The following is a 21,956-nucleotide window of genomic DNA, read 5'->3' as shown; positions in this document are numbered from 1 at the left end:
CGCAAACGTTCAACTGCGCTGGTGTGAATTCTGTTATCGCATTGCGTGGTCAAGGTCGCTGTCTATACTCCGGTTTGAAAGTGATTCGCTGATGAGGCCCGACTGCAGTTCGCAGGGGCTCGGTCGTCGAAGTTCGCAGTCTTGGCCGCCGTACCCTTAGCCGTAGGTCCACGCCTCCGGGATAACAAGAACGATAAGGGGAACCCGCAATGATGCGACATCCACATGTCTGGATGGGCCTCCTGTTGTGGTCGGTAATCGGTCAGGCCAACGCCGCCTGGACCGTGAACATGGCGCCAGGGGCGACTGAAGTCAGTAACGCCGTGTTCGACCTGCATATGACCATCTTCTGGATCTGCGTGATCATCGGCCTGGTGGTCTTTGGCGCGATGTTCTGGTCGATGATTATCCACCGTCGTTCCACCGGCCAGCAGCCCGCGCATTTTCACGAGCACACCTGGGTCGAGATCATGTGGACGGTGGTGCCGTTCCTGATCCTGGTGGCGATGGCCATTCCGGCGACCAAGACCCTGATCGATATCTACGATGCCAGCGAGTCGGATGTGGATATCCAGGTCACTGGTTACCAATGGAAGTGGCATTACAAATACCTGGGCCAGGACGTCGAGTTCTTCAGCAACCTGGCCACACCCGCCGACCAGATCCACAACAAAGCCCCCAAAGACGAGCATTACCTGCTCGAAGTCGACCAGCCGCTGGTGCTGCCGGTGGGCGCCAAGGTGCGCTTTCTGGTGACTGCCGCCGACGTCATTCACTCCTGGTGGGTGCCGGCCTTTGCGGTCAAGCGCGATGCCATTCCCGGCTTCGTCAACGAGGCCTGGACCCGGGTCGAGAAGCCTGGCATCTACCGCGGCCAGTGCACTGAACTGTGCGGCAAGGACCACGGCTTCATGCCGGTGGTGGTCGAGGTCAAGTCCAAGGCCGATTACGACACCTGGCTTGCCGAACGCAAGGCCGAGGCGGCCAAGCTCAAGGAACTGACCAGCAAGGACTGGACCCTGCAAGAGCTGGTCGAGCGCGGCGACAAGGTTTACCACACCACCTGCGTGGCCTGTCACCAGGCCGAAGGCCAGGGCCTGCCGCCGATGTTCCCGGCACTCAAGGGCTCGAAGATTGCTACCGGTCCCAAGGAAGATCACCTGAGCATTGTCTTCCACGGCAAGCCCGGCACGGCCATGGCCGCGTTCGGCAAGCAGCTGTCGGAAGTGGATATCGCCGCCGTGGTGACCTACGAGCGCAACGCCTGGGGTAACAGCAAGGGCGACATGGTCACGCCGAAGGACGTGCTGGCGCTTAAACAGGCCGAAAGCAAATGACCGACTTCAGGAGACAGGACATGAGCGCAGTGATCGACGACCACAGCCACGGTCATGAGCACGCCCACGGACCGGCTAAGGGCCTGATGCGCTGGGTGCTGACCACCAACCACAAAGACATCGGCACCATGTACCTGTGGTTCAGTTTCATGATGTTTTTGCTCGGCGGCTCGTTCGCCATGGTGATCCGTGCGGAACTGTTCCAGCCTGGCTTGCAGATCGTCCAGCCGGAGTTCTTCAACCAGATGACCACCATGCACGGTCTGGTAATGGTCTTCGGTGCGGTGATGCCGGCCTTCGTCGGCCTGGCCAACTGGATGATCCCGCTGATGATCGGCGCGCCGGACATGGCCCTGCCGCGGATGAACAACTTCAGTTTCTGGCTGTTGCCGGCGGCCTTTTTGCTGCTGGTGTCGACCCTGTTCATGCCAGGCGGCGGGCCGAACTTCGGCTGGACCTTCTATGCACCGCTATCGACCACCTACGCCCCGGAAAGCGTGACCTTCTTCATCTTCGCCATCCACCTGATGGGTATCAGTTCGATCATGGGCGCGATCAACGTCATCGCCACCATCCTCAACCTGCGCGCCCCGGGCATGACCCTGATGAAGATGCCGCTGTTCGTCTGGACCTGGTTGATCACCGCCTTTCTGCTGATCGCAGTGATGCCGGTACTGGCCGGTGTAGTGACGATGATGCTGATGGACATCCACTTCGGCACCAGCTTCTTCAGTGCCGCCGGTGGCGGTGACCCGGTGTTGTTCCAGCATGTGTTCTGGTTCTTCGGTCATCCCGAGGTGTACATCATGATCCTGCCGGCCTTCGGCGCAGTCAGCTCGATCATCCCGGCGTTCTCGCGCAAGCCGTTGTTCGGCTACACCTCGATGGTCTATGCCACCGGCGCGATTGCCTTCCTGTCCTTTATTGTCTGGGCGCACCACATGTTCGTGGTCGGCATTCCGGTGGTCGGCGAGCTGTTCTTCATGTACGCCACCATGCTCATCGCCGTACCGACCGGGGTGAAGGTGTTCAACTGGGTCAGCACCATGTGGGAAGGTTCGCTGACCTTCGAGACGCCGATGCTGTTCGCCATCGCTTTCGTCATCCTGTTCACCATCGGCGGTTTCTCCGGGTTGATGCTCGCCATCGCGCCGGCGGACTTCCAGTACCACGACACCTACTTCGTGGTGGCCCACTTCCATTACGTGCTGGTACCCGGGGCGATCTTCGGGATTTTCGCCTCGGCCTATTACTGGCTGCCGAAATGGACCGGGCACATGTACGACGAAACCCTGGGCAAGCTGCATTTCTGGCTGTCGTTCGTCGGCATGAACATGGCCTTTTTCCCCATGCACTTCGTCGGCCTGGCCGGCATGCCGCGGCGGATTCCGGACTACAACCTGCAGTTCGCCGACTTCAACATGGTCTCCTCTATCGGTGCCTTTACCTTCGGCGCCACGCAGATCTTCTTCCTGTTCATCGTCATCAAGTGCATTCGCGGCGGTGCCCCGGCACCGGCCAAACCCTGGGATGGCGCCGAGGGCCTGGAGTGGTCGGTGCCGTCACCGGCGCCCTATCACACCTTCCAGACGCCACCGGAAGTGAAATGAACGGCAAACGCCGGAGGATGAGCCATGAGTGAAGGGACCTCGCTCAAACGCCTGGTGCTGCGGCTGATGCTGCTGACCGTGGTGATGTTCGCTTTCGGCTTTGCCCTGGTGCCGATCTACGACGTGATGTGCAAGGCGTTCGGCATCAACGGCAAGACTGGCGGGCAGTATGAAGGCAGCCAGGTCAGCGACATGAACCGCAGCGTCAAGGTGCAGTTCATGTCGACCAATGCCAGCGACATGGTCTGGGAGTTCTATTCCACGGCCGATCAGATCGACGTCAATCCCGGTGCGGTCAACCAGATGGTGTTCATTGCCCGTAATCCGACAGACAAACCGATGAGCGCCCAGGCGATTCCGAGCATCACCCCGGCGGAGGCAGCGGCGTATTTCCACAAGACCGAATGCTTCTGCTTTACCCAGCAGGTGCTGCAGCCGGGAGAGCGGATCGAAATGCCGGTGCGCTTCATCGTCGACCGCGACCTGCCCAAGGATGTGAAACACCTGACGCTGGCTTACACGCTGTTCGATATCACCGCTCGCCACCCGCCGGTTGCACACCTGGCGGGCCAGGCCAAACAGGGCGCCCGATAAGGAGAACACTCAATGGCTTCGCATGAGCACTATTACGTACCGGCGCAAAGCAAGTGGCCGATCATTGCCACGATCGGCATGTTCATCACGGTGTTCGGCCTGGGTACCTGGTTCAACGACCTCAAGGCCGGGCGCCCCGAGTCGCATGGGCCATGGATCTTCTTCCTGGGGGCACTGTTCCTGGCCTACATGTTCTTCGGCTGGTTCGGCGCGGTGGTCAAGGAGAGCCGGGCCGGGCTTTACAGCCCGCAGCTGGACCGTTCGTTCCGCTGGGGCATGTCCTGGTTCATCTTTTCCGAGGTGATGTTCTTCATCGCCTTCTTTGGTGCGTTGTTCTATGTACGCAACCTGGCCGGGCCCTGGTTGGGCGGTGAAGGCGCCAAAGGTGTGGCGCATATGCTCTGGCCGAATTTCGAGTTTGCCTGGCCATTGCTCAATACGCCCGACCCGAAACTGTTTCCGCCACCCAGGGAAGTCATCGATCCGTGGCACCTGCCGCTGATCAACACCATCTTGCTGGTCAGCTCCAGCGTCACGGTGACGATTGCCCACCACGCGCTGCGCAAGGATCACCGCGGCGCCCTGAAATTCTGGCTGGGGTTGACCATCGCGCTTGGCATCGGCTTCCTGGTACTGCAGGCCTACGAATATCACGAGGCCTACACCGAACTGGGCCTGACCCTGGGCTCAGGCGTCTATGGCGCGACCTTCTTCATGCTCACGGGCTTTCATGGCGCCCACGTGACCATGGGGACGCTGATCCTGATCGTGATGCTGGTGCGGATCATGCGCGGGCATTTCAACCCGGACAAACACTTCGGCTTCGAGGCCGCCAGCTGGTACTGGCACTTCGTCGATGTGGTGTGGGTCGGGCTGTTTATCTTTGTTTACGTGCTGTAGCCGTGTTCAGAACGGCGCGTGGGACACCAACTGGCCGCTATAGAAGCCCCAGGTGATCAGCGCCAGGGTCAGCGCGGCAAGGGTGACCCGCACGGTCAGGGCCTTGAGCAGACGCGTGGAATGTCCGTCGTCCTTGACCAGAAAGAACAGGCCACTGAACAGGCTGGCGATGGTCGCCAGCAGCATCAGGACAATCGCAGCTTTGAGCATGGCGAAACTCCGGGGGGATGCATCGATGACCTTAAGTATAGCGACTGACCATGGGGTGACCGGGTGAAGCCATTTCGCCCAGGTTGGCTGCCGACCCTGGTGGTGCTGATGCTGTTGCCCGGGCTGATCGGCCTGGGCTGCTGGCAGTTGGCGCGTGCCCAGGAAAAGCGCGACCTGCTCGCCGTTTATGCCGAGCGCCAGGCCGGCGAAGCCGTGAGCGCTGCACAGCTGCCTCAACTGGAAGATCCGGCTTATCGCCGGGTGCGTCTGTTCGGCCATTTCGATGCCGAGCACAGTCTGCTGCTGGACAACCGCATGCGCGATGGCCGGGTCGGCGTCGAACTGTTGCAACCCTTCCTCGACCAAACCAGCGGGCTCTGGCTGCTGGTCAATCGCGGCTGGCTGCCCTGGCCGGACCGGCGCAACCCGGTGCAGTTCAGCACCCCGGAGCAAGCGTTGAGCCTGGATGCCTGGGTGTATGTCGCCCCCGGAGCCACCTTTCAATTGCATGCCGACCCTGAAGGCGGCAACTGGCCGCGGCTGCTGACGGCCATAGATGCCGGCCTTCTCTGGCCGCAGTTGTCCCGCCAAGGATTCGCCCATGAATTGCGTCTACAAGCGGGCCCGGCCAGCTACCGGCTGGACTGGCCGGTAGTCGCCATGGGCCCGGAAAAACACCTGGGTTACGCCGTGCAGTGGTTCGCCCTGGCGCTGGCGTTGGTCCTGCTCTACCTCTACTTCGGCTGGCATAACAACAAGGAGAAACAGCATGGGAGCCGTCACGAGTCCACTCAACATGTCTGAAGGCAAGGCGCCGATCGGGCGCGCTCGCGGGCGCCTGCAACTGATCCTGATCCTGCTGGTAGTGCTCGGCCCGATGCTGCTGGCCACCGCCATGTACAAGTTGCAGTTCTGGGTGCCCGACAGCCGCAGCTATCACGGGGAAATGATCGGTAACGGTCAGAGCCGTGCCGATCTTGGCGTCAGTGCCGATGAGCAGCGCTGGCAGTTGCTGGTCAGCACGCCCAAGGACTGTGGGCTGGACTGTCAGCAACTGGTGTACCTGGCGCGGCAGATCCAGATCGGCCTGGGGCGTGATGCCAGCCGCGCCAGCCATGCCCTGGCCAGCGCGCAAGCGCTGGGGGCCGACTACCAGGCCCGGCTCGATCGTGAATACCCACAACTGCAGCGCTACCCGCTGGACCTGAGCAAGTACGCTGAGGTGAGCCAGGGCAAGCAGGATGCGCAACTGTGGATCGTCGACCCTCACGGCAATCTGGTGCTGCGCTACGACGCCAGGGTCAAGGGCAAGGATTTGCTCAATGACCTGCGCCACCTGCTGAAGCTGTCCAACATCGGCTAGGACATGACCATGGCCAGACCCGGATTTCGCCTTGCTGTGTTTGCCACCCTGCTGGCACTGGTGGTAGTCCTGCTCGGTGCCTACACCCGCCTGACCCATGCCGGCCTGGGCTGTCCGGACTGGCCGGGCTGCTACGGCTTCATCAGCGTGCCGAAGACCGAAGCGCAACTGGCGCATGCCGAGCGGCACTTCCCTGAGACACCGGTGGAGGCACACAAGGGCCGCAACGAGATGGTCCATCGTTACTTTGCCGGCACCCTGGCCTTGGTGATCACCCTGCTCGCCTGGCAGGCCTGGCGCCGCCATGGTCGTGACGGTCAGCCTTATCGCCTGCCCTTGCTGCTGCTCGGCGTGGTCTTCGCCCAGGCGGCCTTTGGCATGTGGACGGTGACCCTCAAGCTGTGGCCGCAGGTGGTCACTGCACATTTACTAGGCGGCTTTGCCACCTTGAGCCTGTTGTTCCTGCTGAGCCTGCGCCTGTCGCGGGCATTCGCGCCGTTGCCCAAGCTACCGCTGAGCGTGCGGCGGCTAGCGGCGCTGGCGTTGCTGGTGGTGATCGGCCAGATCGCCCTGGGCGGCTGGGTCAGTGCCAACTACGCAGCGGTGGCTTGTGTCGATCTCCCCACCTGTCATGGGCAGTGGTGGCCACAGGCGGATTTTGCCAATGGCTTTCACCTCACCCAGCACATCGGCCCCAACTACCTGGGCGGGCACCTGGACAGTGATGCCCGTACTGCAATTCATCTCAGCCACCGCATGGGCGCGTTGCTGGTGAGCGGTGTGCTGCTGATGCTGAGCTGGAAGCTGCATCGTCATGGATTAAGCCCACTCGCCCGCCTGGTGCTGCTGGCACTGGCCGTGCAGATAGGTCTGGGCATCAGCAATGTGCTGTTCCACCTGCCCTTGCCGGTGGCCGTGGCCCATAACGCCGGGGGCGCCATGCTGTTGCTGAGCATGGTGCTGGTCAATTACCGCATTCGCCTGGTGGCCAAGGCGAAGGCGCGTCGGGTCAGCCAGGGCTGGCGCCTGACACCGCTGGGCAGTGGCGGTGTCGTTCATTATCTGGGAGATAACTCATGGCGACGCTTTTAAGCGGACGCAGGCTGCAGGCGGGCTGGCGCGACTATCTCGAGCTGACCAAGCCCAAGGTCGTGGTGCTGATGCTGATCACATCCCTGGTCGGCATGTTTCTCGCCACCCGTGCGGGTGTGCCCTGGGCTGTGCTGCTGTTCGGCAACCTGGGTATTGCCTGCTGCGCCGGAGCCGCGGCGGTGGTCAACCATGTGGTGGACCGGCGTATCGATGCCTTGATGGCCCGCACGCACAAACGCCCCCTCGCCGAAGGCCGGGTAGCGCCTGCTGCCGCTTTGATCTTTGCCCTTCTGCTGGCGCTGCTGGGCATGGCCCTGCTGCTGGTCTTCACCAACGCCCTCACCGCCTGGCTGACCTTGGCCTCGCTGCTCGGTTATGCGGTGATCTATACCGGCTTTCTCAAGCGGGCCACGCCGCAGAACATCGTGATTGGCGGGCTGGCCGGCGCGGCACCGCCGTTGCTGGGCTGGGTGGCGGTCAGTGGTCATATCAGCGCCGAGCCGCTGCTGCTGGTGCTGATCATTTTCGCCTGGACCCCGCCGCACTTCTGGGCCCTGGCCATTCACCGCAAGGAAGAGTACGCCAAGGCGGATATTCCGATGCTGCCGGTGACTCACGGCGAGCCTTACACCAAGCTGCACATCCTGCTTTACACCCTGGTATTGCTCGCAGTCAGCCTGCTGCCCTACGTCATTCACATGAGCGGGGCGCTCTACCTGGCCTGTGCCGTGGCATTGGGTGCGCGCTTCCTGCAATGGGCCTGGGTGTTGTACCGTGGCAGTCGGCCGCACGCGGCGATCAAGACCTTCAAGTACTCTGTCTGGTACCTGTTGTTGTTGTTCATCGCCCTGCTTGTTGATCACTACCTACTGTTGAACCTATGACTCGAACCCAGAAAACCGTCTTCATCCTCGTTGCCGTGGTCGCCGTGATCCTCGGGCTTACTGTCAACAAGGTGCTCAATGGCCGCAGTGCCGGCAACCCGACCGAGCTGATCGATGCCGGCATCATCCTGCTGCCGCAGAGCCGCACGGTGCCGGCGCTGGAAATGACCGACGAGAACGGCCAGCCGGTCATGATGGATGAGCTCAAGGGCAAGTGGTCGCTGCTGTTTTTCGGCTACACCTTCTGCCCGGACATCTGCCCGACCACGCTGGCGCAATTGCGTCAGGTGAAAAGCGAGCTGCCTAAAGAGGCCGTGGAGCGGCTGCAGGTGGTGCTGGTCAGCGTCGACCCGAATCGGGATACACCGACGCAGCTCAAACAGTATCTGGGCTATTTCGACAAGGACTTCCGCGGCGTGACCGGTTCACTGGAGAACCTGCAGAAGCTGGCCAATGCGGTAAGCATTCCGTTCATTCCGGCCGATACCAGCAAGCCGAACTATACGGTGGATCACAGTGGCAACCTGGCGCTGCTGGGGCCGGATGGCAAGCAGCGTGGCTTTATTCGTGCGCCGTTCAACAACCAGAAGCTGGTGGCGCAACTGCCGGGATTGGTTAAACGCGATTGAAAGCATCGCGGGGCAAGCCCGCTCCCACCGGTTGTGCATAAACCTGGTGGGAGCGGGCTTGCCCCGCGATAGAGTATTGAATCAGAACGCCGGCTTGACCGCGCCCTTGTACTTCTCTTCGATGAACTTCTTCACTTCCGGGGTGTGCAGGGCTGCTACCAGCTTCTTCACCGCTTCGGCATCCTTGTTGTCTTCACGGGTGACCAGGATGTTCACGTAAGGCGAATCCGCACCTTCGATGACCAGCGCATCAGATTCAGGGTTCAGCTTGGCTTCCAGCGCGTAGTTGGTGTTGATCAGTGCCAGGTCGACCTGGGTCAGCACACGCGGGATGGTCGCCGCTTCCAGTTCACGGAACTTCAGGTTCTTTGGATTCTCGGTGATGTCTTTGACGGTCGAGAGGATGTTGGTGTTGTCTTTCAGCTTGATCACACCGGCCTTGTCCAGCAGCAGCAAGGCACGACCACCGTTGGTGGCGTCGTTGGGAATGACCACGGTAGCGGTCGAAGGCAGTTCTGCAAGCGCCTTGAACTTGCTCGAGTAGGCGCCCAGTGGCTCCAGGTGCACACCGGCAACGCTGACCAGTTTGGTGCCCTTGGCCTTGTTGAATTCATCCAGGTACGGCTGGTGCTGGAAGAAGTTGGCGTCCAGGCGCTTTTCGGCAACCTGTACGTTCGGCTGGATGTAGTCGGTGAAGACCTTCACCTTCAGGTCCACGCCTTCTTTGGCCAGGGCCGGTTTGACGAACTCGAGGATCTCGGCGTGTGGCACCGGGGTGGCAGCAACGGTCAGGGTCTCGGCCTGAGCGGAGAAGGCCGCGACGGCGGCGACAACAGCAAGCAGCTTTTTCATCAAATCACTCCTTGTGAGGGCCGGTCCGGCCCCCGGTGCGTCGGCAGCGCCGACCCATGGGGTTACTTACGGGAAAAATGCACAACCAGTTTGTCGCCCACGCTCTGCAGTACTTGAACCAGTATCAGCAGCAGGACCACGGTGACCACCATCACGTCGGTCTGGAAACGTTGGTAGCCAAAGCGGATCGCCAGGTCACCGAGACCGCCCGCTCCGACCACACCCGCCATGGCGGTGTAGGACACCAGGGTAATGGCAGTGACGGTGATCGCTGCGAAGATGCCCGGACGGGCTTCAGGCAGCAAGGCATTGATGATGATCTGTCGGGTCGTGGCGCCCATCGACTGGGTCGCCTCGATAATGCCGCGGTCGACTTCACGCAAGGCGGTTTCCACCAGGCGCGCGAAGAACGGCGTAGCACCCACCACCAGCGGTGGAATAGCCCCGGCGACGCCCAGCGAGGTGCCGGTGATCAGCACGGTGAACGGAATCATCACGATCAGCAGGATGATGAACGGCAGCGAACGCAGCACGTTGACCACAAACGACAGCAGCGCATACACGCCCTTCTGTTCGAACAGCTGGCGCGGGCCGCAGAGGAACAGCAGCACGCCCAACGGCAGGCCAAGCAGCACGGTGAACAGCAGCGAGCCGAACAGCATGATCATGGTGTCGATGGTCGCCAGCCAGATTTCGGCCCAGTCGACGTTGGCGAAGAAACTCAAGGCGTCCATTAACGCAGTACCTCCATATGTACATCAGCCGCCGTGAAGCGGGCGAAGGCCGCTTCCATGTCGCCGCCAGTCACGGCCAGGGTCAGCTGCCCATACGGGGTGTCTTTGATACGGTCGATGCGGCCGGCGAGGATGCTGTAGTCCACGCCGGTTTCGCGCGCAACGGTGCCCAGCAGCGGCGCGTAGGTGGAATCGCCCTGGAAGGTCAGGCGCACGATGCGGCCTGGTACATGGGCGAAGTCGTCGCGCTGTTCGTTCTCGTCGATCTGCTCGTCTTCCTGGACGAAGCGCTTGGTGGTCGGGTGCTGCGGATGCAGGAACACATCGGCCACCGGGCCGTGCTCGACGATCTGCCCGGCATCCATCACCGCCACCCGGTCACAGACCCGGCGGATCACGTCCATTTCATGGGTGATCAGCACGATGGTCAGCTTCAGCTCGCGGTTGATCTCCGCCAGCAGTTGCAGGACCGAAGCGGTGGTCTGCGGATCGAGCGCGCTGGTGGCTTCGTCGCAGAGCAGGATTTTCGGCTTGGTCGACAACGCGCGGGCAATGCCGACGCGTTGCTTCTGGCCGCCGGACAACTGCGCCGGGTATTTTTTCGCGTGCTCGGACAGGCCGACACGGGCCAGCAGTTCGCTGACGCGGAGGTTGATCTCCTTGCGCGACAGCTCGCCGGCCAGGGTCAGCGGCAACGCAACGTTGTCGGCCACGGTCTTGGACGCCAGCAGGTTGAAGTGCTGGAAGATCATCCCGACTTGCTGGCGGAAGCGCCGCAGGTCATTGGCGTTGAACGCGGTGACATCTTCACCGTCAACAATGATCTTGCCGCCGCTTGGGGCTTCCAGGCGGTTGATCAGGCGCAGCAGGGTACTCTTGCCGGCACCGGAGTGGCCGATCAGTCCGAACACCTGGCCGTTTTCGACACTCAGGTTGGTCGGGTGCAGCGCGGGGATGTCCCTACCGGCGACGCGGTAGGTTTTATGCACATTTTCAAACTCGATCACGTAGCGAACCTTGTGGGGCGCATGGAATTTGGGTCAGCGGTTAGCCGGGGCGCGCATTTTAGCCTGTTCGTATAGAGGTTCTTAGCATTTATTTCGCAATTGACCAATGCTACGGGAATAACGCGATCAGTGGTCGATCCGATTGAACGCTCGTGCAACCCGGCCAGTCCCTACTGAAAGGGCCCGCCGTGGGGCCGAACCGAGACTGATCGAGGAGAGCGTTCCAATGCCCAGCAAGAAGAATCCGCCCAAGGAAAGTCAACTGGCCGGCACCCAGACCCCCGACCGGGCCAATACCAATGCCAAGCTGCAAAGCCTGGAGGCCTTTCGCAGCGATGCCAGCGGCCAGGCCTTGCGTACCAACCAGGGCGTCAAGGTCGCCGACAACCAGAACACGCTGCGGGCTGGAGACCGCGGGCCGTCGCTGCTGGAAGACTTCATCATGCGTGAGAAAATCACGCATTTTGACCACGAGCGGATCCCCGAGCGCATCGTCCATGCCCGTGGCAGCGGCGCTCATGGTTACTTCCAGACTTATAAATCCCATGCAGCGCTGACCAAGGCCGGGTTCCTTCAGGAGCCGGAGAAGATCACCCCGGTGTTCGTGCGCTTTTCCACCGTGCAAGGACCACGAGGCTCGGGTGACACGGTACGTGACGTGCGCGGCTTTGCCGTCAAGTTTTTCACCGATGAGGGCAATTTCGACCTGGTTGGCAACAACATGCCGGTCTTTTTCATTCAGGACGCCATCAAGTTTCCCGACTTCGTTCACGCGGTAAAACCCGAGCCGCACAACGAAATGCCCACCGGTGGTTCAGCCCATGACACCTTCTGGGACTTTGTCTCGCTGGTGCCGGAGTCGGCGCACATGGTGATCTGGGCGATGTCTGACCGGGCCATTCCGAAGAGCCTGCGCACCATGCAGGGCTTTGGCGTGCATACCTTCAGACTGATCAACGCCGAAGGTAAGTCGAGCTTGGTCAAATTCCACTGGAAACCCAAAGCGGGCGTCTGCTCGCTGCTCTGGGACGAAGCGCAAAAGCTTGCCGGCAAGGACACCGACTACCACCGCCGTGACCTCTGGGAAGCGATCGAAACCGGCAATTACCCGGAGTGGGAGTTCGGTGTGCAGATCGTCGCCGAAGAAGACGAACACACATTCGACTTCGACCTGCTCGACCCGACCAAGCTCATCCCCGAAGAACTGGTGCCGGTGACGCCCTTGGGCAAGATGGTGCTCAACCGTAACCCGGACAACTTCTTCGCCGAAACCGAGCAGGTCGCGTTCTGCCCCGGGCATATCGTCCCGGGTATCGATTTCTCCAATGATCCGTTGCTGCAGGGCCGGCTGTTTTCCTACACCGATACCCAGATCAGCCGTCTCGGCGGGCCGAATTTTCACGAGATTCCGATCAACCGGCCGCTGGCACCGAACCACAATGGCCAGCGCGACGCACAGCATCGGGTCACCCTGGACAAGGGCCGGGCCTCGTACGAGCCCAACTCGATCGATGGCGGATGGCCGCAGGAAACCCCGGCGGCGGCCAGCGACGGTGGCTTCGAATCCTATCCAGAGCGGATCGAGGCACACAAGGTGCGGCAGCGCAGCCCGTCCTTTGCCGATCACTTCTCCCAGGCGCGGCTGTTCTTCCACAGCATGAGTGCGACCGAGCAGGAGCACATCATCAGCGCTTACAGCTTTGAGCTGGGCAAGGTCGAGCGGGCGTACATCCGCGAGCGCGAGGTGAACGAGATTCTCGCCAATATCGACCTGAAGCTGGCGGCACGGGTGGCGGCGAATCTCGGGCTGCCTGCGCCGAAAAAAGGCACGGTCGATGTGCCTGAGCCAGGCCTGAAGCAGTCGCCCGCCTTGAGTCAGATGAACCTGCTGGGTGAAGGCATCAAGGGGCGCAAGGTGGCGGTACTGGTGGCTGACGGTGTGGATGGCGACAGCGTCGACAGGCTGGTAAAGGCACTGCACGCCGAGAGTGCGCAGATTAAGCTGCTGGGGCCTGACTCGGCGCCGGTGAAGACTGCCCAAGGCCAGAGGTTGGCCGTGGATGCGTCGATGGAAGGCATGCCTTCGGTGGTGTTTGATGCGGTCTGGGTGCCGGCTGGCAAGCCCGCGCTGCAGACGCTGGCGGGTAACGGAGTTGCCCTGCACTTTCTGCTCGAAGCCTATAAACACCTGAAACCCATCGGCCTGGCCAGTGAAGCGCAGCCGCTGCTCGATAAGCTGGGGCTCAAGACCGATAGCGGCTTGCTGCTGGGTAACGATGACAAAGCCCACAAGGCTTTTATCACGGCGATTGCCAAGCATCGGGTATGGGAGCGTGAGGGTGCTGCGAAAGCCATTCCGGCTTGACGCAGGAGCCGGGTGCCCAGTTGGGCACCCGGTCACTCAAGGGCGGCGCGGAACCAGCACCGCCTGGGCAGGCTGGTTGCGATGGATCTCATGGGATTGCTGCAGGGCGAATTCACTGTCGAGCTTCTGTACGCGCTTGCTCAGCAAGGTCTTGAGCCACGGGGCGTCATCCTTGCGCGGTACCTGGAACACCACGTCGCACTGGAAATTCACCACATCAGCGGCGATATCATCCAGTTGCCGGCGCATTTCACGAATATTGCTGGTTTTCAATGCCACGACGGTGTTCGGCGCGGTCGGATCGATCAGCTTGGCCTTGGGACGTGCTTCGGCCGCCTTGAGGGCCGCTTCGGCTTTCTCCAGCTCAGCCTTGCGCGCCTGGGCGATGGCGCCGTTGACGCCGCCGGTCAATGCCGGAGCTTTGGGCATCAGCGCACGGGCGCGGCTCAGGGCAGTGGCGGCGGCATTGACGTCGCCCTTTTGCAGGACGATCTGACTGCGTTGCAGGTAGGCTTCGGCCAATTGCCGCTGGTGCTGCTCGACCCGGCTGTCATCGGGATATTGAGCCTGCAGGGCGGCCAGCTGATCTTCGGCGGTGGCCAGCTCACTGCTGGCGATACTTTGCTCCAACTGCTGCCAGGCATCGGCCTGGGCAGGTGTGCTGGCGTTATCGGCCGGGGTGCTGGAGCACGCAGCCAGGATCAGCGAAAACGCGGCAAGGAGCAGATAACGGGAGGAAAACGGCTTCATTCCTGCAACTCTCTATTTGCGCAAAAAGCGGCCAAGTCTACACCCAGTCCGCAGGCTCGAAAATAAATCTTCAGGGCCCTGCGAGATTTAACTGTCGCAGGGTGCAACCGCCTTGGCTGCACCCTGCGGCTCAGCGCCGGGGCCAGGCCAGGCTCAGCAAGAATAGCACTGCGGCGCAGACCACGATCGACGGGCCGGCCGGGGTGTCTTTGAACCACGACAACGCCAGGCCCCCGCACACTGCGGTAACCCCCAGCAGGCTGGCGCCCAGCGCCATCTGTTCGGGCGAGCGGGCGTGACGTTGCGCCGCAGCGGCCGGGATGATCAGCAGCGAGGTAATCAGCAGCACGCCGACGATCTTCATCGCCACGGCAATCACCACCGCGATCAGCAGCATCAATGCCAAGCGCAACGCCGCCACCGGCAGGCCTTCGACCATCGCCAGTTCTTCATGCACGGTCACCGCCAGCAACGGGCGCCACAGCGCCACCAGCAACAGCAACACCGCTGCGCTGCCGCCAAGGATCCAGGCCAGGTCGCCAGGGCTGATCGCCAGCAGGTCACCGAACAGGTAAGCCATCAGGTCGATGCGCACATCGTGCATGAAACTCAGCACCACCAGGCCGAGCGACAGGGTGCTCGGGGCGAGGATGCCCAGCAGGGTGTCGGAAGCCAGCGGCTGGCGCTGCTGCAGGGTAACCAGCAACAGCGCCAGCAACAGGCAGCCGACCGTTACCGCCAGCGCCGGGCTGATATCCAGCACGAAGCCGAGGGCCACGCCCAGCAGTGCGGCATGCGAAAGGGTGTCACCAAAATAGGCCATGCGCCGCCAGACCACGAAGGACCCCAAGGGGCCGGCGACCAGGGCCAGGGCCAGGCCTGCGAGCAGGGCGTAAAGCAGAAAATCAGCCATGCTTGCAGTGTTCTCCGTGTACGTGACCGCCTTGGGCCGGGGTAACCACCGAACCATGCAGGTCGTGGGCGTGGTCGTGATGGTGATGGTAGATCGCCAGGCTTGGCGCATTGCTGCCGAACAGTTCGACGAAGGCCGGATCGCCGCTGACCTGTTCCGGGTGGCCGGAGCAGCAGACGTGACGGTTCAGACAGACCACCTGGTCGGTGGTGCTCATCACCAGGTGCAGGTCGTGGGAGACCATCAGCACGCCGCAGCCGTGGCGGTCGCGCAAACGGGTGATCAGGCTGTACAGCTCGGCCTGGCCGGCCACGTCGACGCCTTGTACCGGCTCATCCAGCACCAGCAGTTCAGGCTCGCGCAGCAGCGCCCGGGCCAGCAGCACGCGCTGCATTTCGCCACCGGAAATACCCTGGATCGGGCTGTCGATCACCTGCTCGGCACCGACTTCCTGCAACGCACTGAGGGCGGCGGCGCGGTCGACACCGGGCACCAGGCGCAGAAAGCGCAGCACCGACAGCGGCAAGGTGGCATCCACGTGCAGTTTTTGCGGCATGTAGCCGATGCGCAGGCGCGGCTTGCGCCAGACCTTGCCGGTGTGGGGCTTGAGCAAGCCAAGCACGGCACGCACCAGGGTGGTTTTGCCAGCACCGTTGGGGCCGATCAGGGTAACGATCTGTCCGGGCTCGACGGCCAGGTCGATGCTGTCGAGCACGGGCTGTCCGGAGAAAGCCACGCCGACCTGTTCAAGGCGAATCAGCGCATTGCTCATCAGGCGCTCCGGCAGTTGCCGCACAAGCCGACCACTTCGACGGTTTGCGCTTCGACGCTGAAGCCGACGTCCTTGGCGCTGGCGACAATGGCGTTGCTGATGCTGGTCTGCTCCAGCTCGATCGCCACATGGCACTCCCGGCAGATCAGGAACTGCCCCTGGTGGGCATGCTCCGGGTGGCTGCAGCCGATGAAGGCGTTGAGCGAGGCGATGCGGTGCACCAGGCTGTTTTCCAGGAGAAAATCCAGCGCCCGGTAGACGGTTGGTGGCGCTGCGCGACGGCCGTCCTGCTCGCTCAGCACTGCGAGTATGTCGTAGGCGCCCAGGGGTTTATGGCTCTGCCACACCAGCTCCAGCACACGTCGGCGCAGGGCGGTCAGGCGCAAGCCTTTGCGCGCGCACAGCACATCGGCCTCGGCCAGGGCGCTGTGGACGCAATGGGAGTGGTCGTGGGGACGGTTGGCCAGCGGGGTTTTAGGCATGGGCGGCGACGGTTCTGAATAGAGACGTTATTATGTTACCTGTTCCTGCCCCTTTGAGTGGTCATCGTGTCCCGATTTTTTGCCCTTTTTGTCGCTTTTATCACCACCCTGGTGATGGCCCAGGCACAGGCCGAAGTCCGTGTCCTGACCAGTATCAAGCCCCTGCAACAGATCGCTGCGGCGGTGCAGGACGGCGTCGGCAGCCCTGAAGTGCTGCTGCCACCGGGCGCTTCACCGCATCACTATGCCCTGCGTCCCTCCGACGTACGGCGAGTCGGTGATGTCGAGCTGCTGTACTGGATCGGCCCGGACATGGAAGGTTTTCTGCCGCGGGTACTGAAAAGCCGCAGCAAACCCAGTGTCGCCGTGCAAGACCTGCCTGGCCTGCACTTGCGTCACTTTGGCGAAGATAGCCACTCACATGACGAAGAAGGCGACGAGCATGACCACGATCACCGCCCAGGCAGCCTCGATGCCCACCTGTGGCTGTCGTCGGTCAATGCCCGGGTGATCGCGGCGAAGATGGCCAGTGACCTGAGCGCTGCAGATCCAGCCAACGCGGCACGCTATCAGAGCAACCTCAAAGCCTTCGGCGAACGCCTGGATGCCCTGGATGCACGTCTGAAAAAGCGCCTGGCCGGTATCAGCGGCAAACCGTTCTTCGTGTTCCATGAGGCGTTCGATTACTTCGAGTCGGCTTATGGCCTCAAGCACGCCGGGGTGTTCAGCGTGGCGGCCGAAGTGCAGCCGGGCGCCCAGCATGTGGCGGCGATGCGCAAGCGCCTGCAGGACGTGGGCAAGACCTGTGTGTTCAGTGAGCCGCCGTTGCGTCCGCGCCTAGCTGAAACGCTGACGGCGGGTTTGCCGGTGACCCTGGCTGAGCTTGATGCGTTAGGTGGGACGGCGCCGGCCAGTGCTCAGGGGTATGAGCAGTTACTGGAGACGCTGGGGAATGATCTGGCGGGTTGCCTGGAGAAACTCTAGCGCCTGCAATCGCCGGCAAGGCCGGCTCCCACAGGATCTCACCGTGTGGGAGCCGGCTTTGCCGGCGATGCTTTTCCAGAATTACAAAGCAAACGGCAAAGCAATCTCCACCTGCTGACGCGCCGCCAGGCGCACTTCAAAATCGGCCGGATCGTGAATCAGCACGTCCATCCCGGCAAACGACTCGGCGGCGATCAGGCGCGACAGCCAGAAGCGCACGCAAGCAATGCGCAACATCACCGGCCACAGCTGCGCCTCAGCTGAAGTGAACGGCCGCAGCGCTGCATAGGCACCCAACAAGGCCCGCGCGCGCGCTCCATTGATCTGCCCGACATCGTCACAGCACCAGTCGTTGAGGGTGATCGCCAGGTCATACAGCATCGGCCCCGAGCAGGCGTTGTAGAAGTCGATCAGACCGGTCAGGTGGGTGCCTTCGAACAGCACGTTGTCGCGGAACAGGTCGGCATGCAGGTTGGCGCGTGGCAGCGCCATGATCTGCGCATGGTGTTCAGCGATCTCGTCCAGGCAAGCCTGCAGTAGCTGGCGTTGCGCGGCGTTCAGGCGCGGCATCAGCTCGGCGCCGGTTTCCAGCATCCAGTCCAGGCCGCGGTCGGTCTTGCGCTCCAGAACCTTGTCACGGGTGGCCAGGTGCAGGTGGCCGAGCAGCTCGCCGATCTGCACGCAGTGCTGGTTGTTGACGTCCTTGATGTGCTTGCCGGGCAGGCGCGGCTGCAGCAGCGCCGGTTTGCCGGCCAGCTCGCGCAGGGCCACGCCGTCCTTGCCACGCAAGGCGTAGGGCACCGGCAGATCGGCTTCGTGCAGCACATCGAGCAACTCGATGAAGAATGGCAGGTCCTGGATCGGCCCGCGTTCGACCAGCGTCAGCACGTACTCTCCCTGTTCCAGACTGACAAAGAAGTTGCTGTTCTCGGTGCCGGCGGCAATGCCCTGGAAGTCCCGCAGACGGCCCAGGCCGTAGGGCGCCAGAAAGGTTTCCAGCTCAGGCCGGGTCAGGGGGGTGAAGACTGACATGATCAAAAATTGCCCATACGGGCACTTCTGCAGGGAAGTGCCAGGTTGATGTAAAGGGTACGCCTTACCACTCGAAGATTTTCCACGACGGGATCAGCATGTCCGGATAGTCGGAGCGAATGAAATTGCCTTCCGAGCCATCAGCGCGTACCAGGAAATAAGGTTTTCCGCCTTTCGGGGTGACCTTGATTGCATACAGGAAACCATTTTGCCGGTATTCCTGGATGGTTTTGTCGCCTTCCGTGCGAATGGTTACTTCCGGATCAGCCGAGGGCGCGTCTTCCGCGGCCAGGGTGACGACCGGAGTGACTGCCAACAGACTGAGCAGCAACAGGCGATTTAGTGTACGCATGATAACCTTGTCCCTTTGTCGTCAATGTTCCGGACATTCTAGCGCCGGGCCCGCCGAAAAGGTTGATTCTGCTCATGAGCCAAGCTCCCCTCGTCCTGGTGGACGGTTCCTCATACCTCTACCGCGCCTTTCACGCGCTGCCGCCGCTGACCACCTCCAAGGGCCTGCCGACCGGTGCGGTCAAAGGCGTGCTGAACATGCTCAAGAGCCTGCGCCGGCAATACCCGGACAGCCTGTTCGCGGTGGTCTTTGACGCCAAGGGCGGGACCTTTCGCGACGAAATGTTCGCCGAGTACAAGGCCAACCGCCCAAGCATGCCGGACGATCTGCGCGTACAGATCGAGCCGCTGCATGCCAGCGTCCGCGCCCTGGGCTATCCCCTGCTGTGTGTTGAAGGCGTCGAAGCCGACGACGTGATCGGCACCCTGGCGCGCAGCAGCGCCGCCGCCGGCCGTCCGGTGATCATCTCCACTGGCGACAAGGACATGGCGCAGTTGGTCGACGGCCACATTACGCTGGTCAACACCATGACCGGTACGGTCCTCGATGTGCCTGGCGTGCACGAGAAATTCGGCGTCGGTCCTGAGCACATCATCGATTTTCTTGCGCTGATGGGCGACAAGGTCGACAACATCCCGGGTGTGCCTGGCGTCGGTGAAAAAACTGCCGTGGGCCTGCTGACCGGTATTGGTGGCGGCTTGCGCGAGCTGTACGAGAATCTCGACAAGGTGCCGGGCCTCGCCATTCGTGGCGCCAAGACCTTGCCTGCCAAGCTTGAAGAACACCGCGATGCGGCCTTCCTCTCCTATGAACTGGCGACCATCAAGATCGATGTACCGCTGGAGGTCGAGGTCGATGCGCTGGTCTGCGGCGAGCCGGACCGTGAAGCGCTGCTTGAGCTGTACACCGAGATGGAATTCAAGAGCTGGATCGACGAGGTGCAACGCGACGCCAAGCGGGCCGGTCAGGAAATCGTCGCCGACGAACCTGAGGTAGTGGTCGAGGCCAAGTACGAAACCATCCTCGACCAGGCGCGTTTCGATGCCTGGCTGGAAAAGCTGCGCAACGCGCCGCTGTTCGCCTTCGATACCGAGACCACCGGCCTGGATGCCCAGCAAGCCCAGCTGGTTGGCCTGTCGTTTGCCGTGCAGGCCCATGAAGCCGCTTATGTGCCGTTGACCCACAGTTACATGGGCGTGCCCGAGCAACTGGACCGCGACACCGTGCTGCTGGCGCTCAAGCCGCTGCTCGAAGACCCGAAAAAGCTCAAGGTCGGGCAAAACGCCAAGTACGACATGAATATCCTCGCCAACTGCGCCATCGGCGGCGATATCGCCAACGGCATCCTGATGCAGGGCGTGGCCTACGACACCATGCTTGAGTCCTATGTGCTCGACTCGACGGCCACCCGTCACGACATGGACAGCCTGGCGCTCAAGTACCTGAACCACACCACCATCGGTTTCACCGACATCGCCGGCAAAGGCGCCAAGCAGCTGACATTCGATCAGATCAGCCTGGAACAGGCCGGCCCCTACGCCGCTGAAGACGCCGACGTGACCCTGCGCCTGCACCAGGCGTTGCAACAGAAACTGGCCAAGACCCCGAGTGTGTTGCCAGTGCTGAACGATATCGAGATGCCGCTGGTGCCGGTACTGGCGAAGATCGAGCGCCAGGGTGCGCTGGTCGATGCTGGCCTGCTGGGTATCCAGAGTGTCGAGCTGGGCGAGAAGCTGGTGCAGCTGGAGCGCGAAGCCTTCGAGATCGCCGGTGAGGAATTCAACCTCGGCTCGCCCAAGCAACTGGGGGTGATTCTCTACGAGAAGCTCGGCATGCCGGTGCTCAACAAGACGGCCAAGGGCCAGGCTTCAACGGCCGAAGCGGTGCTGGCGGAACTTGCCGAGATGGACTTCCCGCTGCCCAAGGTGCTGATGCAGTACCGCTCCCTGAGCAAGCTCAAGAGCACCTACACCGACCGTTTGCCGGAGCAGATCAACCCGCGCACCGGGCGGATTCACACCTCTTACCAGCAGGCCGTGGCGGCTACCGGGCGTTTGTCGTCCAGTGACCCGAACCTGCAGAACATTCCAATCCGCACCGCCGAAGGCCGGCGGATCCGCCAGGCGTTCATCGCTGCGCCTGGCTACAAGCTGTTGGCGGCCGACTATTCGCAGATCGAACTGCGGATCATGGCCCACCTGGCCAAAGACGAGGGTCTGCTGCACGCCTTCCGTAATGACCTGGACGTGCACCGGGCCACGGCGGCCGAGGTGTTCGGCGTCGATCTGGGCGATGTCACCACCGACCAGCGGCGCAGTGCCAAGGCGATCAACTTCGGCCTGATCTACGGCATGAGCGCCTTTGGTCTGGCCAAGCAGATTGGCGTCGACCGCAAGCAGTCGCAGGCCTACATCGATCGCTATTTCGCACGTTACCCCGGGGTATTGGCGTACATGGAGCGCACCCGCGCGCAAGCCGCCGAGCAAGGTTTCGTCGAAACCCTGTTCGGCCGTCGCCTGTACCTGCCAGAGATCAACGCCAAGAACCCGGCCCTGCGCAAAGGTGCTGAACGCACGGCGATCAACGCGCCGATGCAAGGCACCGCGGCGGACATCATCAAACGCGCCATGGTGGCTGTGGATAACTGGTTGGCCGACTCGGGGCTGGACGCCCGGGTGATCCTGCAGGTACACGACGAACTGGTGCTGGAGGTACGCGAGGACCTGGTTGAGCAGGTGCGTGAACAGATTCGTCCGCACATGAGCAATGCCGCAGCACTCGATGTTCCGCTGCTGGTTGAGGTCGGTGTGGGGGCAAACTGGGACGAAGCGCATTAAAAATGCGGTTAAATGCGGGGAAAAGCTGCGGCATATCGTCGCGGCTTTTTGTCGCTGCAGGGCGTCGGTAGTAAAAAATTGCTGCCCTATCGCAAATAGTTTCTAAACCTGCGGAACTAAACCGGTGAACCACGACTCAGAGTAACTGAATGGCTGGTGAAGCCTTTCGATGCTCCTATGTTGTGTTAAGTGTTGGCAGATATCTGGACCCCGCCCTAGCGGTCCGGAGCTTGAACCCCGAACTTCCCCCTCCCCAT

22 protein-coding genes are annotated in these 21,956 nt (G+C 62.0%); 12 read left to right on the top strand and 10 right to left on the bottom strand.

What is annotated here, in order from left to right:
• Window positions 1–209 precede the first annotated feature (209 nt).
• Genes coxB through NPS47_RS20165 form a run of 4 tightly spaced genes read left to right on the top strand, consistent with a single transcriptional unit; the run spans window position 210 to window position 4,441 of the window.
• The gene (gene coxB, locus NPS47_RS20180; protein WP_274296542.1) at window positions 210–1,337 is read left to right on the top strand and encodes a cytochrome c oxidase subunit II; all 1,128 of its coding nucleotides are present in this window, start codon (window positions 210–212) and stop codon (window positions 1,335–1,337) included.
• A gap of 20 nt (window positions 1,338–1,357) precedes the next feature.
• The gene (gene ctaD, locus NPS47_RS20175) at window positions 1,358–2,947 is read left to right on the top strand and encodes a cytochrome c oxidase subunit I (protein WP_038605216.1); all 1,590 of its coding nucleotides are present in this window, start codon (window positions 1,358–1,360) and stop codon (window positions 2,945–2,947) included.
• Between the two features lie 24 nt (window positions 2,948–2,971).
• Complete coding sequence (locus NPS47_RS20170; protein ID WP_274296541.1) at window positions 2,972–3,541, top strand: cytochrome c oxidase assembly protein; 570 nt, start codon at window positions 2,972–2,974, stop codon at window positions 3,539–3,541.
• 12 nt (window positions 3,542–3,553) lie between these two features.
• Window positions 3,554–4,441 carry a cytochrome c oxidase subunit 3 gene (locus tag NPS47_RS20165; protein WP_274296540.1) on the top strand — a complete coding sequence of 296 codons (888 nt, stop codon included), beginning with the start codon at window positions 3,554–3,556 and terminating at the stop codon, window positions 4,439–4,441.
• 6 nt (window positions 4,442–4,447) lie between these two features.
• Here NPS47_RS20165 and NPS47_RS20160 read toward each other — a convergent pair whose 3' ends face one another.
• Window positions 4,448–4,651, bottom strand: a complete 204-nt coding sequence (locus NPS47_RS20160; RefSeq protein WP_028942629.1) for a twin transmembrane helix small protein — start codon at window positions 4,649–4,651, stop codon at window positions 4,448–4,450.
• Between the two features lie 63 nt (window positions 4,652–4,714).
• Between NPS47_RS20160 and NPS47_RS20155 the strand changes: the two genes are divergently transcribed.
• Genes NPS47_RS20155 through NPS47_RS20135 form a run of 5 tightly spaced genes read left to right on the top strand, consistent with a single transcriptional unit; the run spans window position 4,715 to window position 8,619 of the window.
• A complete protein-coding gene (locus tag NPS47_RS20155) occupies window positions 4,715–5,455 on the top strand; it encodes an SURF1 family protein (RefSeq protein WP_274296539.1) in 741 nt (246 codons plus the stop codon).
• Entirely contained in the window at window positions 5,421–6,014 is a 594-nt protein-coding gene (locus NPS47_RS20150; RefSeq protein ID WP_274296538.1) for a hypothetical protein, read from the top strand. Before NPS47_RS20155 ends, NPS47_RS20150 begins: the two co-directional genes overlap by 35 nt.
• A 9-nt stretch (window positions 6,015–6,023) precedes the next feature.
• Complete coding sequence (locus NPS47_RS20145; RefSeq protein ID WP_425313533.1) at window positions 6,024–7,106, top strand: COX15/CtaA family protein; 1,083 nt, start codon at window positions 6,024–6,026, stop codon at window positions 7,104–7,106.
• Window positions 7,091–7,990: a heme o synthase gene (cyoE, locus tag NPS47_RS20140; RefSeq protein WP_274296536.1), complete on the top strand. Its 900-nt coding sequence runs from the start codon at window positions 7,091–7,093 to the stop codon at window positions 7,988–7,990. Before NPS47_RS20145 ends, cyoE begins: the two co-directional genes overlap by 16 nt.
• Window positions 7,987–8,619, top strand: a complete 633-nt coding sequence (locus NPS47_RS20135; RefSeq protein ID WP_274296535.1) for an SCO family protein — start codon at window positions 7,987–7,989, stop codon at window positions 8,617–8,619. The genes cyoE and NPS47_RS20135 overlap by 4 nt, the downstream gene beginning before the upstream one ends.
• Before the next feature lie 81 nt (window positions 8,620–8,700).
• Here NPS47_RS20135 and NPS47_RS20130 read toward each other — a convergent pair whose 3' ends face one another.
• The 3 genes from NPS47_RS20130 to NPS47_RS20120 all read right to left on the bottom strand — a co-directional run bounded on the left by NPS47_RS20130 (window position 8,701) and on the right by NPS47_RS20120 (window position 11,212).
• Window positions 8,701–9,471 (bottom strand): MetQ/NlpA family ABC transporter substrate-binding protein, encoded by a 771-nt coding sequence (locus tag NPS47_RS20130; RefSeq protein ID WP_274296534.1) that lies wholly within the window; start codon window positions 9,469–9,471, stop codon window positions 8,701–8,703.
• A gap of 62 nt (window positions 9,472–9,533) precedes the next feature.
• Window positions 9,534–10,205: a methionine ABC transporter permease gene (locus NPS47_RS20125; protein WP_274296533.1), complete on the bottom strand. Its 672-nt coding sequence runs from the start codon at window positions 10,203–10,205 to the stop codon at window positions 9,534–9,536.
• Complete coding sequence (locus NPS47_RS20120; RefSeq protein WP_274296532.1) at window positions 10,205–11,212, bottom strand: methionine ABC transporter ATP-binding protein; 1,008 nt, start codon at window positions 11,210–11,212, stop codon at window positions 10,205–10,207. The genes NPS47_RS20125 and NPS47_RS20120 overlap by 1 nt, the downstream gene beginning before the upstream one ends.
• 226 nt (window positions 11,213–11,438) lie before the next feature.
• On the opposite strand from NPS47_RS20120, the gene katE reads away from it, so the two are divergent.
• The gene (gene katE / locus NPS47_RS20115; protein ID WP_274296531.1) at window positions 11,439–13,577 is read left to right on the top strand and encodes a catalase HPII; all 2,139 of its coding nucleotides are present in this window, start codon (window positions 11,439–11,441) and stop codon (window positions 13,575–13,577) included.
• A 36-nt stretch (window positions 13,578–13,613) separates the two neighbouring features.
• Here the strand turns inward: katE and NPS47_RS20110 are convergent, their stop codons facing one another.
• From NPS47_RS20110 to zur, 4 genes are all read right to left on the bottom strand, one after another.
• Entirely contained in the window at window positions 13,614–14,327 is a 714-nt protein-coding gene (locus NPS47_RS20110; RefSeq protein ID WP_274296530.1) for a PA5502 family lipoprotein, read from the bottom strand.
• 130 nt (window positions 14,328–14,457) lie between these two features.
• Window positions 14,458–15,240: a zinc ABC transporter permease subunit ZnuB gene (gene znuB / locus NPS47_RS20105; protein WP_274296529.1), complete on the bottom strand. Its 783-nt coding sequence runs from the start codon at window positions 15,238–15,240 to the stop codon at window positions 14,458–14,460.
• The gene (gene znuC, locus NPS47_RS20100) at window positions 15,233–16,012 is read right to left on the bottom strand and encodes a zinc ABC transporter ATP-binding protein ZnuC (protein WP_274296528.1); all 780 of its coding nucleotides are present in this window, start codon (window positions 16,010–16,012) and stop codon (window positions 15,233–15,235) included. Before znuC ends, znuB begins: the two co-directional genes overlap by 8 nt.
• Entirely contained in the window at window positions 16,012–16,494 is a 483-nt protein-coding gene (gene zur, locus NPS47_RS20095) for a zinc uptake transcriptional repressor Zur (RefSeq protein WP_038605245.1), read from the bottom strand. Before zur ends, znuC begins: the two co-directional genes overlap by 1 nt.
• Before the next feature lie 66 nt (window positions 16,495–16,560).
• On the opposite strand from zur, the gene NPS47_RS20090 reads away from it, so the two are divergent.
• Entirely contained in the window at window positions 16,561–17,478 is a 918-nt protein-coding gene (locus NPS47_RS20090) for a zinc ABC transporter substrate-binding protein (RefSeq protein ID WP_274296527.1), read from the top strand.
• 81 nt (window positions 17,479–17,559) lie between these two features.
• Here the strand turns inward: NPS47_RS20090 and NPS47_RS20085 are convergent, their stop codons facing one another.
• Together NPS47_RS20085 and NPS47_RS20080 are read right to left on the bottom strand one after the other, a co-directional pair.
• Window positions 17,560–18,510 carry a homoserine kinase gene (locus NPS47_RS20085; RefSeq protein WP_274296526.1) on the bottom strand — a complete coding sequence of 317 codons (951 nt, stop codon included), beginning with the start codon at window positions 18,508–18,510 and terminating at the stop codon, window positions 17,560–17,562.
• Between the two features lie 64 nt (window positions 18,511–18,574).
• Window positions 18,575–18,862 carry a DUF2782 domain-containing protein gene (locus tag NPS47_RS20080; RefSeq protein ID WP_274296525.1) on the bottom strand — a complete coding sequence of 96 codons (288 nt, stop codon included), beginning with the start codon at window positions 18,860–18,862 and terminating at the stop codon, window positions 18,575–18,577.
• Window positions 18,863–18,936: 74 nt separating this feature from the next.
• Between NPS47_RS20080 and polA the strand changes: the two genes are divergently transcribed.
• On the top strand, window positions 18,937–21,699 hold the full coding sequence (gene polA, locus NPS47_RS20075; RefSeq protein WP_274296524.1) for a DNA polymerase I: 2,763 nt from the start codon (window positions 18,937–18,939) through the stop codon (window positions 21,697–21,699).
• Window positions 21,700–21,956 lie beyond the last annotated feature (257 nt).

It is taken from the genome of Pseudomonas putida, assembly GCF_028682475.1.
Taxonomy (GTDB): domain Bacteria; phylum Pseudomonadota; class Gammaproteobacteria; order Pseudomonadales; family Pseudomonadaceae; genus Aquipseudomonas; species Aquipseudomonas putida_AG.
The sequence above is the reverse complement of the archived record's forward strand: the minus strand, read 5'-3'. Positions and strand labels throughout refer to the sequence as shown.

Bases quoted from the DNA above. Each gene is read 5' to 3' on its own strand.
- coxB (WP_274296542.1), top strand. From the start codon at position 210: ATGATGCGACATCCACATGTCTGGATGGGCCTCCTGTTGTGGTCGGTA.
- ctaD (WP_038605216.1), top strand. From the start codon at position 1,358: ATGAGCGCAGTGATCGACGACCACAGCCACGGTCATGAGCACGCCCAC.
- NPS47_RS20170 (WP_274296541.1), top strand. From the start codon at position 2,972: ATGAGTGAAGGGACCTCGCTCAAACGCCTGGTGCTGCGGCTGATGCTG.
- NPS47_RS20165 (WP_274296540.1), top strand. From the start codon at position 3,554: ATGGCTTCGCATGAGCACTATTACGTACCGGCGCAAAGCAAGTGGCCG.
- NPS47_RS20160 (WP_028942629.1), bottom strand. From the start codon at position 4,651: ATGCTCAAAGCTGCGATTGTCCTGATGCTGCTGGCGACCATCGCCAGC.
- NPS47_RS20150 (WP_274296538.1), top strand. From the start codon at position 5,421: ATGGGAGCCGTCACGAGTCCACTCAACATGTCTGAAGGCAAGGCGCCG.
- NPS47_RS20145 (WP_425313533.1), top strand. From the start codon at position 6,024: ATGGCCAGACCCGGATTTCGCCTTGCTGTGTTTGCCACCCTGCTGGCA.
- cyoE (WP_274296536.1), top strand. From the start codon at position 7,091: ATGGCGACGCTTTTAAGCGGACGCAGGCTGCAGGCGGGCTGGCGCGAC.
- NPS47_RS20135 (WP_274296535.1), top strand. From the start codon at position 7,987: ATGACTCGAACCCAGAAAACCGTCTTCATCCTCGTTGCCGTGGTCGCC.
- NPS47_RS20130 (WP_274296534.1), bottom strand. From the start codon at position 9,471: ATGAAAAAGCTGCTTGCTGTTGTCGCCGCCGTCGCGGCCTTCTCCGCT.
- NPS47_RS20125 (WP_274296533.1), bottom strand. From the start codon at position 10,205: ATGGACGCCTTGAGTTTCTTCGCCAACGTCGACTGGGCCGAAATCTGG.
- katE (WP_274296531.1), top strand. From the start codon at position 11,439: ATGCCCAGCAAGAAGAATCCGCCCAAGGAAAGTCAACTGGCCGGCACC.
- NPS47_RS20110 (WP_274296530.1), bottom strand. From the start codon at position 14,327: ATGAAGCCGTTTTCCTCCCGTTATCTGCTCCTTGCCGCGTTTTCGCTG.
- znuB (WP_274296529.1), bottom strand. From the start codon at position 15,240: ATGGCTGATTTTCTGCTTTACGCCCTGCTCGCAGGCCTGGCCCTGGCC.
- znuC (WP_274296528.1), bottom strand. From the start codon at position 16,012: ATGAGCAATGCGCTGATTCGCCTTGAACAGGTCGGCGTGGCTTTCTCC.
- zur (WP_038605245.1), bottom strand. From the start codon at position 16,494: ATGCCTAAAACCCCGCTGGCCAACCGTCCCCACGACCACTCCCATTGC.
- NPS47_RS20085 (WP_274296526.1), bottom strand. From the start codon at position 18,510: ATGTCAGTCTTCACCCCCCTGACCCGGCCTGAGCTGGAAACCTTTCTG.
- NPS47_RS20080 (WP_274296525.1), bottom strand. From the start codon at position 18,862: ATGCGTACACTAAATCGCCTGTTGCTGCTCAGTCTGTTGGCAGTCACT.
- polA (WP_274296524.1), top strand. From the start codon at position 18,937: ATGAGCCAAGCTCCCCTCGTCCTGGTGGACGGTTCCTCATACCTCTAC.